Source organism: Yersinia rohdei ATCC 43380, from assembly GCF_000173775.1.
GTDB classification, from domain to species: Bacteria; Pseudomonadota; Gammaproteobacteria; order Enterobacterales; family Enterobacteriaceae; genus Yersinia; species Yersinia rohdei.
The window spans coordinates 1-17,447 of record NZ_ACCD01000029.1; the positions used below are offsets into that span (position 1 = coordinate 1).

The window sequence follows — 17,447 nt, forward strand, 5'->3', positions numbered from 1 at the left end:
GGGCATTAAATTATTACATTAATAATTCAACTGCTACTGATAGGGGCAATGCCCAGAACTCGGGCCTCTGGGGCACTGCTGTTAACCAGTGCCGCTGTTGGGCCGTCATAGTAAATTCGGCCATCGACGACCAGTAATGTGCGCTCGGCGATGCGGGCGGCATCATCCAGATTATGGGATACCATCAGTAATGTAAGCTGGCGGCTGACACAAACTTGGTCGACTAATTGCAGCATTTCATTACGTAATGCCGGATCCAGTGCAGAAAATGGCTCATCCAGCAGCAAAATAGGCTGGCTGCGCACCAAGCAGCGAGCCAATGCCGCCCGCTGACGTTGACCGCCGGAAAGCTGTGCGGGGAGCCGGTCGAGACACTCCTCCAACCCCACTTGTTGGGCAATTTTGCGCAGCAGCTGCTTTTGCTCAGGATCCAGTTTCAGCCCCGGATGTAAGCCCAACCCAATGTTCTGCTCGACATTCAAATGCGAAAACAGGTTATTTTCCTGAAATAACATAGATACCGGCCTTTGCGCTGGCGGTGTTAGGGTATGGTCTTGATTATTCAACAGCATTTGGCCACTGACCGGCGGCAAAAAACCGGCAATTAAGCCCAGCAGAGTGCTTTTACCCGCGCCACTGGGGCCCAGGATTGCCACTCGCTCACCGGGCTGAATGCGCACATCAAAACGCATCGGTAAGTGGTCGTATAAATAGGTGATTTTCTCAAGCTTTAGCATGGCGGCTCGGCAGTCGTTCAATAAGAGTAAACAGCAGGAAACACAGCAGCAGCAGTAGCAGGGCAGTGACTGCGCCATCCTGGCTGCGATAGGAACCTATCTGCTGATAAAGGTAAAAGGGCAAGGTGCGGAAATGCTCATTACCAAACAGTGCCACCACCCCAAAATCGCCAATGGAGAGAACACAAGCGAAAGCCAGCGCCTGTGCCAAAGGGCGTTTCAGCGCACTTAACTCGATATGACGCAACCGGTGCCAGCCGTGGATATCCAAAGATAAACACAGCGGCGTATAGCGCTCTGCAAGGTCGCGCATCGGGTTATCCAGCACTTTTAATGCATAAGGCACCGCCATCAGTGCATTAGTTAATATCACCAGCGCGTAAGGTGATTGCGGCAAACCCAAGGTGTCGTTAAGCAATAAGAAAAAGCCGGTCGCCAGGACAATGCCCGGCATCGCCAGAATCACCATGCCACTGGCCTCCAGTGCTTGTCCATAGGCGGCGTGTTGGCGCAGTTTCAGCTCGCGGCTGCTCCATAAGAGCATCATGGTTAAAGTGACACACAATAATCCGGCCCCTATGGCGATGGTCAATGAGGTCAAGAAAGCTTGCCACAGTGCCGGTTGCTGTAGCACGGTCAGCATGGTTTTATTACTGCCATCAATCACCACCGCCAACAATGGCGGCACCATCAATAGCAATGCGGCGCTGATTAAGAGAGTATCAGTGAGGCGCGCCCAACCGCTATCTTGCGGATTGCGCCACACTTGCCCTTGAGTATTACCCACCGCGAGCACCGAACTTAGCCGCTGGCTCAGCACCACTAATCCCAGGCAGCAACCCAGTTGGATTAATGCCAGTAATGCAGCGCGCCCCAAGTCATAGTCATAGCTGAGCGCTTGATAAATAGCGAGTTCGATAGTGGTGGCTTGCGGCCCGCCGCCCAAAGACAGCACCGTCGCGAAGCTGGCAAAGCACAACATAAAAATCAGCGCCGCAGTCGGTAAAATTTGGCGGCGCAGGTAGGGCCATTCGACCCAGCGAAAATGTTGCCACCCATTCATGCCCAACTGCGCGGCTAATTGGCGCTGTTCCACAGCAATGCCTTCTAAGGATTGCAATAATAAGCGGGTTGCCAGCGGCATATTAAAGAAAATATGCGCCAGCAAAATTCCTTGCAAACCATAAGGCGAGAAGCGGTAATCCACCCCCAGCCAACTAAACAGCCCCGCCAGCCAACCCTGGCGGCCATAAACTGTCAAAATGCCAAACAGGGCGACCAACACCGGGAGCACCAAGGTCATGGCGCATAAGCGCAGCATCAACTGACGCCCGGGGAAGCGGCGACGGTATAAGGCTCGAGCTAAAAAAATAGCCGGGATGACCGACAGCAAAGCTGACAGCAGCGCCTGCCAAAAAGTAAAGCGGATAACATGCCACAGATAGCTGTCTTGCCACAGGCTATGCCAGTCAGCCGCTGGCGCATGACGCCAAAGTGCAGTGAAGGCCAGCAAGGCGACCCCCACTATCAACCCAGCGGCCAGTAGCCCCGGCCATAGCCACGCGGGGATCAGCGGCTGACGGCGGATTGCCATGTCTGAATCCATTTGCTGCGATTATCTGCCACGTCTTTTGCATCAAATTGCAATGCTGTTTGTGGCACGGTTAGGGTGTCAAAACCGGCGGGAAAATCCATTTTTATCACCGGATACATCCAGTTGCCGGTCGGAATATGATTTTGGAAGGCTGGCGTCACCATAAATTGCATAAAGCGCTGGGCCAGTTCTGGCTGTTTGCTTGAGGCAACCACTCCGGCCACTTCGACTTGCAGATAGTGACCTTCACTAAAGTCAGCCGCTGCGTAATGGTCGTTTTTCTCTTCAATCAGATGATAAGCCGGAGAGGTGGTATAACTCAGCACAAAATCCCCTTCGCCCTTAAGGAATAAACCGTAAGCTTCGCTCCAGCCTTTGGTCACGGTGACGGTTTTTTTCGCCAGTTTTTGCCAGGCTTGTGGGGCTTGGTCACCATAGACTTTTTGCATCCACAGCAGTAAGCCAAGGCCCGGTGTACTGGTGCGTGGGTCTTGATAAATCACTTTCCACGGCTCTTGAGTGTCAATTAATTCTTGCAGGCTTTTCGGCGGATTTTTCACTTTTTCTTTGTTATATACAAAGGCGAAATAGCCATAGTCATAAGGGACGAAAGTTTTATTTTGCCATGCTTCTGGCAAGGTCAGATGACGGGTGTCCACTTGGCTGGGTGCGAATAATCCGGTCTGCTCCGCTGCCTGTACCAGATTGTTATCTAAGCCTAAAACGACGTCAGCTTGGCTATTTTTCCCTTCCATTCGCAGGCGGTTTAGCAGTGAAACCCCGTCTTCCAGCGCGACAAATTTAAGCTGACAATCGCACTCGGCTTCAAAGGCTTTTTTAATTGCAGGCCCTGGCCCCCAGTCGGCGGCAAAGGAATCATAGGTGTAAACCGTCAGTGTCGGTTTTTCAGCAGCAACTGCGGCCGCAGACAGCAAAAACAAGCAGGGAATAATGCGTTTAAACACTTTGCACTCCTTAAAAATAAAGGTGGCAAAGGTATCTGAGGCGGTAGTTAACACCGGAGTCTGTAGGTGCCGGGGTTATCTTTCTCAAATCCCTCCGCCGGTGTTAACCGGATCAGGTTCGACGGGTTTGCTCTCAGCGAAAAAACTTGCTGCGGTTAGGTTTATCCGGTGTTGGGCAGTACTTGTGATCCTCACGTAGCCATAATTTATAAGGTCATGGTGTACGCTCCGGTCACTCCGTGCTGTCCGCCTTCGGTTAAACCTACCTCGCGACGTTTTTGTTTCAGTGTTAATGGAACGAACCAGAATAAATTCCAGGCCCGACCACAACAGTTTTTCCGCACCCCGTTGAGACGGCGCTATTGTAGTGATTAATTTGGGTCGGTGAAAGCAGGTTTATGCTTCCGGCGGGGTAAACCATGCGGATTTGAAATCAAACCAGCCGAGGGTATTCATACGAACTCCGCGCATACTGTGCTGCCCATATAATTCTAGCCAGTGATGGAATAATGGGTGGAATTGATTCTGGCTGACCAGTCGCTGGCTCCAATCCGCCACGGGAAGGGCATTATTACGCCATAATTCAACATCTTGATGTAGTTTTGCATCAAGGCAATATTGCAGCAGCGGCAGTTCATACAAGGTAGCAAACAGAGAAAATTCCAGGGGTAAATAGAAGTTGGCGCTACCAAGCCAGAGATCACTTTGGGCATCCCCTTGATACCATTGCGGGTAATCCAAAATCTGTATTTTTAAGGTCACGCCATGAGCGGCCAGCAATTGAGTCAGTGTCTGGCTGATAGCATCAAACTCTGAATGGTCGCTGTAAAAAGTCAGTGTCAATTCGGCCAGCCCATCGGGTTTGGGTTCCAAAGGGGCGAGCCGATTGTGATGCCAGCGCGGTAACATGCCGTAGGCCGGAGACCAGTAGCGCTGATAAAAAGGGTCAGCATAGCTGAGCAGGGCGACGGGGGTGATGAGTTCACATAGCCAGCGGCGGATCTCTGGGTTACTGGTTTGAGCAGATCGCTGGTCAAACAACAAAAAATAACAGCCTTCTTCCAGCCGACTTTCCAGCTCATTTTTGCTGGTGTCATCTGCCTGCAATTGCACGCCAGAATAAACCAGCTCCTCAGACAGCTCCGGTAATACCCAGATATTTACCTCGTCAATTAATGCGCGGAAACCGAAGTAATTATCAAATGCTTGAATTTTCAATTGGCTGTGGTGATTGCGGATCACGGAATAAGGGCCGGTGCCAATAGGATGGCGGCGAAAGTCGGGTTGATTTTCCCACTCTTGCGGCAAGATCATGGCGTGTACACTGCCCAACAACCAGGGTAGCCAGCTATCTGGGGTGCTGAGATGCACATCAATCACATAGGGGGTTGGTGAGCGCACTGCGGTGATATGTGAAAACAGTGGCTGGGGGATCAAGCGGGTCAAACTGCTAATCACATCCGCCATGTCCAGTTCCCGACCATGATGAAAATGAATCGCCGGGCGCAAATAAAAACGCCAATGCAGCGGGCTCATCGCCTGCCAGTGATGAGATAAATCCGGCTCCAGTTCCCCATTTTCCTCATTTATACGGGTTAGGCCATTAAAAATCTGCCGCACCAGATGGGTTTCTGAGCGGCGCAGAGCCGTGCCGGGTAACAGGTTCTGAAGTGGGCGATAATACAGCACGCGCAGAATATGTTTACCTTGCCGGAAGCTGCGCCCCAGTTGGGATAGCAGCATCTGGCGCACGGCTTTTTTATCGCCGACCAACTGCACTAATTGGTCAACACCCTCTTGCTCCAGTAACTCTTCGGCCCGCTGTTGCTGTAGCGCCAATCCGGAATAGAGGAAGGAAAGTTGTGAGCGCTTACCTCGCCCCGCTTCAGCTTGCCAGCTTAGCCAGCCCTCTTGCTGCATATTGCCCAGTAAGGAACGCACATGCCGACGGGAACAACAGAGTACCTCGGCCAACTCTTGCAAGGTGGTGTCTGTTGGTTGGCCGTTAAAACGTTGCCAAAGGCGAATAAACTGTTGTTGCAGACGAGGGGCTGACATAAAAGAGGAACTCCGCAGCAAATTTCATCAATTTTTCTTTCCCTATATTACGCGGATACTGATTGCCAATGAAAGCGCATTGTTTATCAAAGTCGATTGTTTATCAAAGCCGATTGTTTATAAAAGTCGATTGTTTATAAAAGTCGATTGTTTATCAAAGCCTATTGTTCATGAAAACGTATTGCTCATGAAAACGTATTGTTCATGAAAATAAGTCGCCACCACGATGCCAGTGCCGCCACTGCTTAAGGGAGGAATAAGATGATTTTTAATTTACAGCGCTATTCCACTCACGACGGCCCAGGTATTCGTAGCGTGGTGTTCCTCAAAGGTTGTTCGCTCAGTTGCCGCTGGTGCCAGAATCCGGAAAGCCGCTCACGCAAACCTGAAGTGTTATTTGACTCACGCCTGTGTATTTCGGGCTGTGATTTATGTCAGCAGACTTGCCCACAGGCTATCCAACGCACTGATAATAAACTTGTTATTCAGCGCCAGCGGCTAGATGAAGACGATATTCAGGCGCTGGCAGTGAGCTGCCCCAGTGGCGCAATTACCCTTTGTGGCACCCCGATTGATATTGACGCGACGATGGACACCTTGCTGCGCGATTTGCCATTTTACCGGCGCAGCGGCGGCGGGGTGACGTTGTCGGGTGGCGAACCTTTTATGCAACCGGCAGTGGCCGCTGAATTATTGCAGCGCTGTCATCAACTGGGTATTCATACCGCCGTTGAATCTTGCTTGCATACGCCGTGGCGTTATATCGCGCCTTCTTTGCCGTGGTTGGACTTGATGCTGGCAGATTTGAAGCATACCGATGAAACCCGTTTTCAGCAGTGGACAGGGGGCTCGGCCAAGCGGGTTATGGCTAATTTTCGCCAGTTAGCTGCTGCGGGCACCAACATTACCGTGCGAGTGCCATTGATTCCGGACTTCAATGCTGACCGCCACTCAGTGCGGGGAATTGTCGATTTTGCCGCAGATGAAATTGGCGTAAAAGAAATCCATTTTCTGCCTTATCACACCTTGGGTATCAACAAATATTCACTGCTGGGTGAAGAATACCGGGCAGCAAGCACGCCTTTGGACTCTCCTGACCTGCTGGCCTTCGCGGAAAGTTATGCCCGTGACAAGGGTCTTACTGCAATTTTAAGAGGATGACGCAATGACAACTCTCGATTTGGTAACCTTAAGCGAACGGACAAAACAGCATAAAAACGCGCTAATACATATTGTAAAACCGCCGGTTTGTACTGAGCGGGCTTTGCATTATACCCAGGCTTATCAACAGCATCAGGATAAACCTCTGCCGGTCAGACGTGCGCTGGCGCTAGCTCATCACCTACAGCAACGCACTGTGTGGATTAAGAATGATGAGCTGATTATTGGTAATCAGGCCAGCCAATTGCGTGCCGCACCGATTTTTCCAGAATACACCGTCAGCTGGATTGAGAATGAAATTGATGAGCTGGCCGACCGCCCCGGAGCGGGCTTCTCGGTCAGTGAAGCAGATAAAGCCGTGTTGCATCAGCTGTGCCCTTGGTGGCGCGGTCAGACAGTGCAAGATCGTTGCTATGGCATTTTCACCGATGAGCAAAAAGCCTTACTGGCGACGGGCATCATAAAAGCCGAAGGCAATATGACCTCCGGTGATGCGCATTTAGCGGTTAACTTCCCGCTATTGCTGGAAAAAGGGCTGGATGGCTTGCGGGCTAAAGTCTCCGAGCGCCGTGAACGCCTGCAATTGACCGACTGGAGCGACTTGCATAAAGAGCAATTCCTGAAAGCGATTGATATTTCACTCGCCGCGTTGAGCGAACATATTGAGCGCTATGCGGCGCTGGCACGGCAAATGGCAGTTGAGGAAACTCGCGAATGGCGGCGTGTTGAGTTGCAAGCAATTGCCGAAAACTGCGAGTTAATTGCTCATCAGCCGCCACAAACTTTCTGGCAAGCTTTGCAATTGTGCTATTTCATTCAGCTGATTTTGCAAATTGAATCTAATGGCCATTCGGTGTCCTTTGGCCGTCTGGATCAGTATTTGTACCCCTGGTATCGCCGTGATGTTGAGCTGGAAAATACCCTCAGCCGTGAAAAAGCCATTGAGATGCTGCATAGCTGTTGGCTGAAATTGCTGGAAGTAAACAAGATCCGTTCCGGCTCACACTCTAAGGCCTCGGCGGGCAGCCCGCTGTATCAAAATGTCACTATTGGTGGGCAAAAACTGGTGCAGGGTAAAGCGATAGATGCCGTCAACCCGCTCTCTTATGCCGTGCTGGAATCTTGCGGGCGTTTAAGATCAACTCAGCCCAATCTCAGTGTTCGCTACCATGCCGGTATCAGTGATGATTTCCTTGATGCTTGCGTGCAAGTCATTCGCTGTGGTTTTGGTATGCCAGCTTTCAATAATGACGAAATTGTTATTCCGGAATTTATCAAGCTGGGCGTAGATCCACAGGATGCTTACGATTACGCGGCCATTGGTTGCATCGAAACCGCCGTCGGCGGCAAATGGGGTTATCGCTGTACCGGCATGAGTTTCATTAACTTTGCCAGAGTGATGTTAGCTGCGCTAGAGCAAGGCCGCGATGCTACCTCTGGGCAAGTATTTTTGCCGCAAGAGCTGGGGTTATCTAAGGGTAACTTTGCTGATTTCTCCCAAGTGATGGCGCAATGGGATGCACAGATTCGCTATTACACCCGCAAATCCATCGAAATCGAGTGTGTGGTGGATACCGTGCTGGAAGAAAATGCCCACGATATTGTCTGCTCGGCGCTGGTGGATGATTGCATTGAACGCGGTAAAAGTATCAAACAGGGCGGCGCGCGTTATGACTGGGTTTCTGGTTTGCAAGTTGGGATAGCCAACTTGGGGAACAGTCTGGCGGCAGTGCGCAAGCTAGTTTTTGAGCAACAACTTATTGGCCAACAACAACTGGCGACGGCATTAGCCAATGACTTTGCTGGTGTGAATGGCGAGCAATTGCGCCAGCATCTGATTAATTCAGCGCCGAAATATGGCAATGATGTTGATGATGTCGACCAACTGTTAGTGCGGGCTTACCAAACTTATATTGATGAGTTGAAGCAATATCACAATACCCGATTTGGCCGTGGGCCTATCGGTGGCACCTATTACGCCGGGACGTCGTCGATTTCTGCTAACGTGCCATTTGGTGCGGCAACGATGGCAACGCCAGATGGACGTAAAGCGCATAGCCCGCTGGCCGAAGGGGCAAGCCCGGCGTCCGGTACTGACCACTTGGGGCCGACGGCTGTGTTTAACTCACTGTCGAAGTTGCCGACCGCCTCTATTTTAGGCGGCGTGCTGCTCAATCAGAAACTTAACCCGTCCACACTGGATAACCCGCGTGACCGTGAAAAGCTAATGATGATGCTGCGCACCTTCTTTGAGGAATACCTGGGTTGGCATGTGCAATACAACATAGTATCGCGCGAGACGTTGCTCGAGGCCAAGCAACATCCTGATCGCTATCGTGATTTAGTGGTGAGGGTTGCTGGTTACTCGGCCTTTTTCACCGCGTTATCGCCAGATGCACAAGACGATATTATCGCCCGTACCGAGCACACATTGTAATTTACTGCTGTAGTTAATGTTACAAACGTTCTAAATCTTGCTGAAGTAGAGTGAACCAAAGGACTAAAATTTCTGAGTAATGGTGTTTTTCACCAGCCAGTGGGGCAACCTGCTGGCTTTTTTCTTTTTACTCTGTGGCCTTAGCACCACAGTGTTGTTAGCGGCTTTCACTCACCCGAATCACATACTTATGTATGCTCATCGGGATGAGTTCAATGGCTGCCTGGCTGTGATGCTAATGACTTTGAGTCATACTCTGCGGCCTTAGCACCACAGCTTGTTAGCGGTGATAATTACCTGGGTATAAAATCTCTTCGGCTTGCTATTTATAAAGTTATGTACTTCTGTAGCATAGTCAGTAATCGCTGTTTCTGGCGTTGGAGCCTGGAATGAAATCTGCATTAACATTTTCCCGTCGTATCAATCCGGTATTTTTCGCTTTCTTTGCGGTGGCTTTTCTCTCCGGTATTGCAGGTGCCTTACAGGCCCCGACCTTAAGCTTATTTCTCAGCACTGAAGTCAAAGTGCGCCCGCTGTGGGTGGGGTTGTTTTATACCGTAAATGCAATTGCCGGGATAACCGTCAGTTTTGTGTTGGCAAAACGCTCGGATTTACGGGGTGACCGCCGCAAACTCATTATGGTTTGTTATTTGATGGCGGTGGGAAACAGCCTGTTATTCGCTTTTAATCGTGATTATCTGACCTTGATCACCGCTGGCGTGCTGTTGGCGTCGGTGGCTAACACCGCGATGCCACAGATTTTTGCTTTAGCGCGTGAATATGCCGATAACTCGGCTCGTGAAGTGGTGATGTTCAGCTCCATTATGCGTGCGCAGCTATCATTGGCTTGGGTTATTGGGCCACCGCTGTCATTTATGTTGGCGCTGAATTATGGTTTCACCCTGATGTTCAGCATCGCGGCAGGTATTTTTGTGCTGAGCGCATTGGTGGTGTGGTTTATTTTGCCCTCAGTACAGCGGGCAGAGCCGGTGGCAGATGCGCCGGTGGTCAAGCAGGCCAGTTTGTTTGCGGATAAAGACGTGTTGCTGTTGTTTATTGCCTCAATGTTGATGTGGACGTGCAATACCATGTACATCATTGATATGCCGCTGTATATCACCGCGAACCTCGGGTTACCGGAGCGGCTGGCGGGTTTGTTGATGGGGACAGCCGCTGGGCTGGAAATTCCTATTATGTTGCTGGCGGGTTATTCAGTTAAACGTTTTGGTAAGCGCAAAATTATGTTGTTTGCGGTGCTGGCTGGCGTGCTGTTTTACACCGGCTTGGTGCTGTTTAAATTTAAATCTGCATTGATGTTTTTACAGATTTTCAATGCCATTTTTATCGGCATCGTCGCCGGTATCGGTATGCTCTATTTTCAGGACTTAATGCCGGGCAGGGCTGGGGCGGCAACCACACTGTTTACCAATAGCATTTCCACCGGCGTGATTTTGGCTGGGGTGCTGCAAGGGGTGCTGACCGAAACCTGGGGGCATAACGCGGTGTATATTATGGCGATGGTGTTGGCGATGCTGTCACTTATTATTTGTGCGCGGGTGAGGGAAGCATAGTGCCATGTCGCGCGGCTGATATTTCCCCTGCCAGTATGACAGGGGCGTGACAGTTGCTGTTTATTCAATGGGTTTTAGGCGGGCTACAAAGTGGCGCAGCACTGGGGGCTCGTAGGTGAAGGTTAATCCTTTGATTTCCTCGGCGCGCGATTTGAGTGAAATCAGCGCATCGGCAATATAGTCCATATGGTCATTGGTATAGACCCGGCGCGGGATGGTCAGGCGCAACAGCTCCAATGGCGAGGGTTTCTGTTTGCCGGTTTGCGGATCACGGCCTAGTAGCAATGAGCCGATTTCAACACTGCGGATACCCGCCTCCAGATACCGTGCGTTGTTAAGGGCTGGTGCCGGGAATTGCTCGGCTGGAATATGGGGCAGCAGGATGGTGGCATCAACAAACACGGCATGGCCGCCGGTCGGGTATTGAATCGGAATGCCACCCGCGCGCAGGCGCTCACCCAGATACTCAACCTGGCCGATACGGTAGGTCAGGAAGTCTTCAATCCTGCCCACTGGCGGTCACTCATAGCACCGGTACCGGAGTCGGTCAGTAAATCAATATAGACATCTTCGCTTGGCAGTAAAAAAGGCTTATAACCGGCTTCAATTAAAGCTTTTTCACGATCTTCCCTGTTAGTCATCCGAATATTTTCTACCATTTTAATACGGAAGGGTTCTGGGATACGTTTCATAGTTTATAGCTCCAAATATCCTTTTGATATTTAAAGCCGCAGAGTATTCGCTGCCACTCCAATGACTGGGGATATTAAATTATGGATATAATAGTATTATGGACGATGCTGGCATATATCAGCGAATAATAATCCGCCTTACTATGAAGGCCGCCAAAATAAAAAATAAGTTTTTTAGCCGAAGCTAAATAAGCAGAGGGAAATTAACGCGGGAAATCGTTGGCGAGGCGGTAATCTATATTAAACCCAGCTCGGCTATCGCCGGAGATGCGTGCTTCATAACGCAATATAATGCGTTGCATAGGGCGCCCTCTAAATATGGATGGTGAATTGACAGCATACCGGGGTTTAAAAAATAAAAAGTGACCATCAGCACAAATTATACGCAATAATTTTTATGTTATGGAAACTAATATGCATTCAAATTAATTGGTTGTGAATGCATCATATAACATATTGATTATAATTGAACTTGGTGTTTTTAGAGAAATAACAAAGAAAAAAAGTGGTTTTTTGATTGGGATGTGGGTGGTTTTTTATTGTTAGACCGGAAGCTCCGGCCTAACAATACTTTGCTCACAAAATGCTTTAACCTAATATCGCTAATGATAAAAGTAATTAACGCAGAAATTCGGGCTGTTGTTTTTCGTATGCTGAAATATTATTTTCGTGCTGTAACGTCAGGCCAATACTGTCTAAACCGTTAATCATGCAATGGCGACGGAAACTATCAATTTCGAATGCATAACTTTTCCCACCGGCATTCACAGTTTGCTCTGCCAAATCGACAATAAATTCAATGCCTTCATTGTCTTTAACCAGCTGGAATAAAGTATCAATATCCGCTTCACTTAATGTTACCGGTAATAATTGGTTATTAAATGAGTTGCCGTAAAAGATATCGGCAAAGCTGGGAGCAATGACAACTTTAAAGCCAAAATCTGTCAGTGCCCAAGGCGCATGCTCGCGTGATGAACCGCAACCAAAATTCTCACGAGCTAATAAAATGGTCGCGCCCTGATAGCGAGGTTGGTTTAACACAAATTCAGGATTGGGCACTTTGCCGGCGTCATCCAGAAAGCGCCAGTCATTAAACAAGTGCTGACCAAAACCGGTGCGCGTCACTTTTTGCAAAAACTGTTTTGGGATAATGGCGTCGGTATCGACATTCGCCGCATCTAACGGCACGACCAAACCAATGTGTTGAGTAAATTTTGCCATAGTGGTGTCTCCGGTTAGTGGGTGGCAGCGGGTAAATCGCGGACATCAGCAAAGTGGCCGCTGACAGCAGCGGCAGCCGCCATTGCCGGGCTAACCAGATGGGTACGGCCCCCACGGCCTTGACGCCCTTCAAAGTTACGGTTACTGGTGGAGGCGCAACGTTCGCCGGGTTCCAGACGGTCGTTATTCATCGCCAAACACATGGAGCAACCGGGCAAGCGCCACTCAAAGCCGGCTTCGATAAAGATTTTATCCAAACCTTCGGCCTCTGCCTGTGCTTTTACCGGGCCGGAGCCAGGTACCACAATAGCTTGCACGCCGTTGGCAACTTTACGCCCTTGTGCCACTGCCGCCGCCGCGCGCAAATCTTCAATGCGCGAGTTGGTGCACGAGCCAATAAAGACTTTATCAATTGCCACTTCGGTTAACTTGATACCTGAGCGCAAGTCCATATACGCCAAGGCTTTTTCAGCCGATGCGCGTTCAACCGGGTCACTGAATGATTCTGGCGCGGGGATGATTTGATTAACGGCAATCACCTGACCGGGGTTGGTGCCCCAAGTCACTTGCGGTGCGATATCAGCTGCATCCAAGGTGACGATGGTATCAAATTTGGCGTCAGCATCGGATTGCAAAGTGCGCCAGTAGGCAACGCCTTGTTCCCATTGTTCGCCACTCGGGGCAAATTGGCGGCCTTTCAGATAGTTAAATGTCGTGTCGTCTGGCGCAACTAAACCGGCTTTGGCACCCATTTCAATGGCCATATTGCATAAGGTCATTCGGCCTTCCATGCTCAGCGCTTGAATGGCACTGCCACAGAATTCCACTACATGGCCTGTCCCGCCTGCGCTGCCGGTTTTGCCGATAATCGCCAACACGATATCTTTCGCCGTAATACCTGGGCCGACATCACCATTAACTTCAATTTTCATGGTTTTGGCGCGGCCCTGTTTCAGGGTTTGGGTTGCCAGCACATGCTCAACTTCTGAGGTGCCGATACCAAAAGCTAAAGAGCCAAATGCGCCATGAGTCGCGGTGTGGGAGTCACCACAAACAATGGTCATGCCCGGCAGAGTCATACCTTGCTCAGGGCCAATAACATGTACGATACCCTGAAATGGGTGGTTTAGGTCATACAATGACACACCAAATTCAGCACAGTTCTTGATCAATTCTTGCATCTGAATGCGAGCCATTTCGCCGCTGGCATTAATATCTTTGGTTTGCGTCGAAACGTTGTGATCCATAGTGGCAAAGGTTTTACCCGGCTGACGTACCGGGCGGCCCATGGCCCGTAAGCCATCAAAAGCCTGCGGTGAGGTCACTTCATGGACTAAGTGGCGGTCAATATACAACAATGGGGTTTCATTCGGCGCTTCATGAACAATGTGCGCGTCAAACAATTTTTGATATAACGTTTTACCCATTTTAAACCCCCTCAGCCACGAATTTAGCGATGATATCGCCCATTTCTGTCGTGCCAATGGCTTTGCCATCACCCGCTAAATCAGCAGTACGGTAGCCTTGTTCCAAGGCCTGATTGATTGCGTTTTCAATGGCATCCGCAGCAGTGTCATGACCTAAACTAAAGCGCAACAGCAGGGCCAAAGACAGGATTTGGGCAATCGGGTTGGCAATGTTTTTACCTGCGATATCCGGAGCCGAGCCACCTGCTGGTTCGTATAAACCAAAACCTTGCTCATTTAAGCTGGCTGACGGCAACATGCCCATAGAGCCAGTTATCATGGCGCACTCATCTGACAAAATGTCGCCAAACAAGTTTGAACACAGCAAAACATCAAACTGGGAGGGGTCTTTGATTAACTGCATGGTGGCGTTATCAATATACATATGGGACAGCGCCACATCTGGATAATCTGCCGCGATAGCCGTAACCACTTCACGCCACAGAATCGAACTTTGCAATACATTGGCTTTATCAATAGATGTTACTTTGCCACGGCGTTTACGGGCGGATTCAAAGGCAATGCGGGCAATACGTTCAATTTCAAAGCGGTGATAGACTTCAGTATCAAATGCACGTTCGTGCATCCCTTGGCCTTCACGGCCTTTAGGTTGGCCGAAGTAAATACCGCCAGTTAACTCACGCACACACAGAATATCAAACCCTTTGGCGGCGATATCACTGCGCAGTGGGCAGAAATCTTCTAAGCCCTGATACAGACGAGCTGGGCGTAAGTTGCTGAATAATTTAAAATGTTTACGCAATGGCAATAATGCCCCGCGCTCTGGTTGCTCTGCTGGTGGCAAATGCTCCCATTTAGGGCCGCCCACCGAGCCAAACAAAATGGCGTCAGCTTTCTCACAGCCTTCAACTGTCGTGGTGGGTAATGGGCTGCCTTGGCGATCAATCGCCACACCGCCAACATCATACTCACTGGTTGAAATCTTCATGCCGAAGCGCTGGCGCACTGCATCCAATACTTTATTTGCCTGAGCCATTACTTCAGGGCCAATACCGTCTCCGGGCAAAACGGCAATATGATAAGTCTTAGTCATGTTCACACCATTTCCTGATTATTTTGTTGCAAGCGCTGCTTCTCAATGTCTACCTGATGAGCGCGCCAGATGTTATTTAATACGTTAACCAATGCCTTGGCTGATGACTCGACAATATCAGTTGCCAGACCTACACCATGAAAACGGCGGCCTTTATGGTCAACTACGATATCAACCTGGCCCAATGCGTCTTTACCCTGACCATTGGCCGACAGTTGATATTTCACCAATTCAATTGGGTACTCGGTAATGCGATTGATGGCCTGATACACCGCATCAACCGGGCCATTACCCGTGGCAGCTTCAGATTTGATTTCTTCACCACAAACCAATTTCACTGATGCCGTCGCCATGACGCTGGAACCCGACTGAACACTGAAATAGTCCAGGCGATAATGTTCCGGTTCTTCTTGCTGCTTATTAATGAAAGCTAATGCTTCCAGATCGTAATCAAAGACTTGGCCTTTCTTATCCGCCAGTTTCAAAAACGCGTCGTACAAGGAGTCCAGATTGTAATCTTTATCCTGATAACCCATTTCTTCCATCCGGTGTTTTACCGCCGCGCGGCCTGAGCGAGAAGTCAGGTTCAATTGCACGCCTTTCAAACCGATAGATTCCGGGGTCATGATTTCGTAGTTTTCGCGGTTTTTCAGTACACCATCTTGATGAATACCAGAGGAGTGGGCGAAAGCATTGCTACCGACAATGGCTTTATTTGCAGGTATTGGCATATTGCATATTTTACTGACCAATTGGCTGGTGCGATAAATCTCTTGGTGATTAATGTTGGTATGCACGCCCAACATCTTTTCGCGCACTTTGATGGCCATGATCACTTCTTCCAGTGAACAGTTACCCGCGCGCTCACCCAAACCATTAATAGTGCCTTCAACCTGACGTGCCCCAGCTTGTACTGCGGTGATGGAGTTGGCGACTGACATCCCCAAATCGTCATGGCAATGGACGGAGATAATGGCTTTATCAATATTGGGTACACGCTCATACAAGTCGGTAATGATTCCACCGAACTGATAAGGCGTGGTGTAGCCGACAGTATCAGGAATATTGATGGTTGTGGCACCGGCATTAATGGCGGCTTCTACAATACGGCACAAATTATCAATCGGGGTGCGGCCCGCATCTTCACAAGAAAATTCAACATCGTCAGTATAGTTGCGAGCGCGTTTTACAGAATGTACCGCCATGGCTAACACATCATCAAACGAGCGCTTTAACTTAGATTCAATATGTAAGGTAGATGTCGCCAAAAACACATGGATACGGAATGCTTCAGCAATACGTAAAGCTTCAGCTGCCACATCAATATCTTTATCAACACAACGCGCCAGGGCGCAAACGCGGCTATTTTTGATTTGCTGAGCGATGGTTCGAACTGACTCAAAATCACCTGGGGAGGACACCGGGAAACCGACTTCCATTATATCGACCCCCATTCTTTCCAGGGCCAGCGCGATTTGCAGTTTCTCTTTTACACTCAGACTGGCTTGCAATGCTTGTTCGCCGTCACGCAATGTTGTATCGAAAATAATGACTTGTTGGCTCATGGGTTATTCCTTGTCGTGTTTACATTTGCGCTCAGCGGATAAAAAAAAACCCGCGCATTTGCGCGGGCTTGTTAATCTTGATGACTGAATCAGTTCTGATTTCCATCCACCAACATACCGCGCAACAGAGATGCGTTGAGTAGTAGGCCTAGTAGGAGGGTGGAATTGAACATAATTTTTCAGCTTCTCATTAGTTAAATTATTGCGTTGCCTAAATTGATACGTGAATTCTATGGGTATGTCAACATTTGTTTAAAACGGGGGGTTCAACTGGCTATGACAATACTTGATTCCTTATAACGGCACAAAAAACTTAAAAATTAACTTGTTAAGACTTTTTATCTGCTTAATCAAACTGGGGATTTTGCTTTGTTTGGCATGATACACAAAATGTGGATTATTGTGCTTTTTTGCGATTTTCTGAGCTAACAAACTCTTTACGCCCGGTCTGTTTTGCTATTAGGAGAGATTCTCAGGTTTTCTTATGAGGTGAAAAAAACCGTCATGAAGATTAATAATTAGCCTGATTGACGGTGGGCGAAGTTATTTAAAATCCCACATACAATATATTTATATGTGAATTATTTTTCCTTAGTGGTGACTCTCATTATTTATTTTTATGCTTTAACCACTTTGCCGCTAATTTTTATTAAATTAAGTAAGATATTTGACTTTATTTGTGTTTTTTAAATTAAATTAAGCTCTGATAAGTTTTAAATGAAGAATTTATTATTCATTAATGCCATAGTTGTTAATCTTCTCATTTTGTGATGTGATCATATCCTGAGTTCTATTATTGATTCTTATGATGTGGTGCCTTGGTATTGATAATTTAAATTAATTATATGCATCACGCAGAAAAACATTGCGTATGTTTATTTTTTATATTTTCATCTATGGGTTTTTACTGAATCACCAAATGCATT

The 17,447-nt window shown here is 48.8% G+C and carries 13 protein-coding genes and 1 pseudogene; 3 read left to right on the forward strand and 11 right to left on the reverse strand.

All coding sequences use genetic code 11. From position 1 onward, the window contains the following. Positions 1-26 precede the first annotated feature (26 nt). From thiQ to sgrR, 4 genes are all read right to left on the reverse strand, one after another. Positions 27-737 carry a thiamine ABC transporter ATP-binding protein ThiQ gene (thiQ, locus tag YROHD0001_RS03285; RefSeq protein ID WP_032817794.1) on the reverse strand — a complete coding sequence of 237 codons (711 nt, stop codon included), beginning with the start codon at positions 735-737 and terminating at the stop codon, positions 27-29. After that, a complete protein-coding gene (thiP, locus tag YROHD0001_RS03280; RefSeq protein WP_032817796.1) occupies positions 724-2,331 on the reverse strand; it encodes a thiamine/thiamine pyrophosphate ABC transporter permease ThiP in 1,608 nt (535 codons plus the stop codon). Before thiP ends, thiQ begins: the two co-directional genes overlap by 14 nt. Further along, entirely contained in the window at positions 2,307-3,296 is a 990-nt protein-coding gene (thiB, locus tag YROHD0001_RS03275) for a thiamine ABC transporter substrate binding subunit (protein ID WP_032817835.1), read from the reverse strand. Before thiB ends, thiP begins: the two co-directional genes overlap by 25 nt. 396 nt (positions 3,297-3,692) lie before the next feature. Further along, positions 3,693-5,354, reverse strand: a complete 1,662-nt coding sequence (gene sgrR, locus YROHD0001_RS03270; RefSeq protein ID WP_004716085.1) for an HTH-type transcriptional regulator SgrR — start codon at positions 5,352-5,354, stop codon at positions 3,693-3,695. Between the two features lie 261 nt (positions 5,355-5,615). Between sgrR and YROHD0001_RS03265 the strand changes: the two genes are divergently transcribed. From YROHD0001_RS03265 to YROHD0001_RS03250, 3 genes are all read left to right on the forward strand, one after another. Further along, positions 5,616-6,515, forward strand: a complete 900-nt coding sequence (locus YROHD0001_RS03265; RefSeq protein WP_004716086.1) for a glycyl-radical enzyme activating protein — start codon at positions 5,616-5,618, stop codon at positions 6,513-6,515. A 4-nt stretch (positions 6,516-6,519) separates the two neighbouring features. After that, positions 6,520-8,952 (forward strand): formate C-acetyltransferase/glycerol dehydratase family glycyl radical enzyme, encoded by a 2,433-nt coding sequence (locus YROHD0001_RS03260; protein WP_004716087.1) that lies wholly within the window; start codon positions 6,520-6,522, stop codon positions 8,950-8,952. 389 nt (positions 8,953-9,341) lie between these two features. Beyond that, positions 9,342-10,523: a sugar efflux transporter gene (locus YROHD0001_RS03250; RefSeq protein WP_004716089.1), complete on the forward strand. Its 1,182-nt coding sequence runs from the start codon at positions 9,342-9,344 to the stop codon at positions 10,521-10,523. 60 nt (positions 10,524-10,583) lie between these two features. Here the strand turns inward: YROHD0001_RS03250 and YROHD0001_RS19370 are convergent. The 7 genes and pseudogenes from YROHD0001_RS19370 to leuA form a co-directional block, all read right to left on the reverse strand. Next, a pseudogene (locus tag YROHD0001_RS19370) lies at positions 10,584-11,033 on the reverse strand (beta-eliminating lyase-related protein); the annotation flags it as partial. After that, complete coding sequence (locus YROHD0001_RS20970) at positions 11,012-11,215, reverse strand: hypothetical protein (protein ID WP_050413252.1); 204 nt, start codon at positions 11,213-11,215, stop codon at positions 11,012-11,014. The gene YROHD0001_RS20970 and the pseudogene YROHD0001_RS19370, both read right to left, overlap by 22 nt. Before the next feature lie 203 nt (positions 11,216-11,418). After that, positions 11,419-11,517, reverse strand: a complete 99-nt coding sequence (locus YROHD0001_RS0118510; protein ID WP_032817798.1) for a hypothetical protein — start codon at positions 11,515-11,517, stop codon at positions 11,419-11,421. Positions 11,518-11,833: 316 nt separating this feature from the next. Next, positions 11,834-12,436 carry a 3-isopropylmalate dehydratase small subunit gene (gene leuD / locus YROHD0001_RS03245; RefSeq protein ID WP_004716091.1) on the reverse strand — a complete coding sequence of 201 codons (603 nt, stop codon included), beginning with the start codon at positions 12,434-12,436 and terminating at the stop codon, positions 11,834-11,836. A gap of 14 nt (positions 12,437-12,450) precedes the next feature. Next, positions 12,451-13,863 (reverse strand): 3-isopropylmalate dehydratase large subunit, encoded by a 1,413-nt coding sequence (leuC, locus tag YROHD0001_RS03240; RefSeq protein WP_004716092.1) that lies wholly within the window; start codon positions 13,861-13,863, stop codon positions 12,451-12,453. 1 nt (position 13,864) lies between these two features. Continuing rightward, positions 13,865-14,956, reverse strand: a complete 1,092-nt coding sequence (gene leuB / locus YROHD0001_RS03235; protein ID WP_004716093.1) for a 3-isopropylmalate dehydrogenase — start codon at positions 14,954-14,956, stop codon at positions 13,865-13,867. A gap of 2 nt (positions 14,957-14,958) precedes the next feature. After that, positions 14,959-16,521 carry a 2-isopropylmalate synthase gene (leuA, locus tag YROHD0001_RS03230; RefSeq protein WP_004716094.1) on the reverse strand — a complete coding sequence of 521 codons (1,563 nt, stop codon included), beginning with the start codon at positions 16,519-16,521 and terminating at the stop codon, positions 14,959-14,961. Positions 16,522-17,447 lie beyond the last annotated feature (926 nt).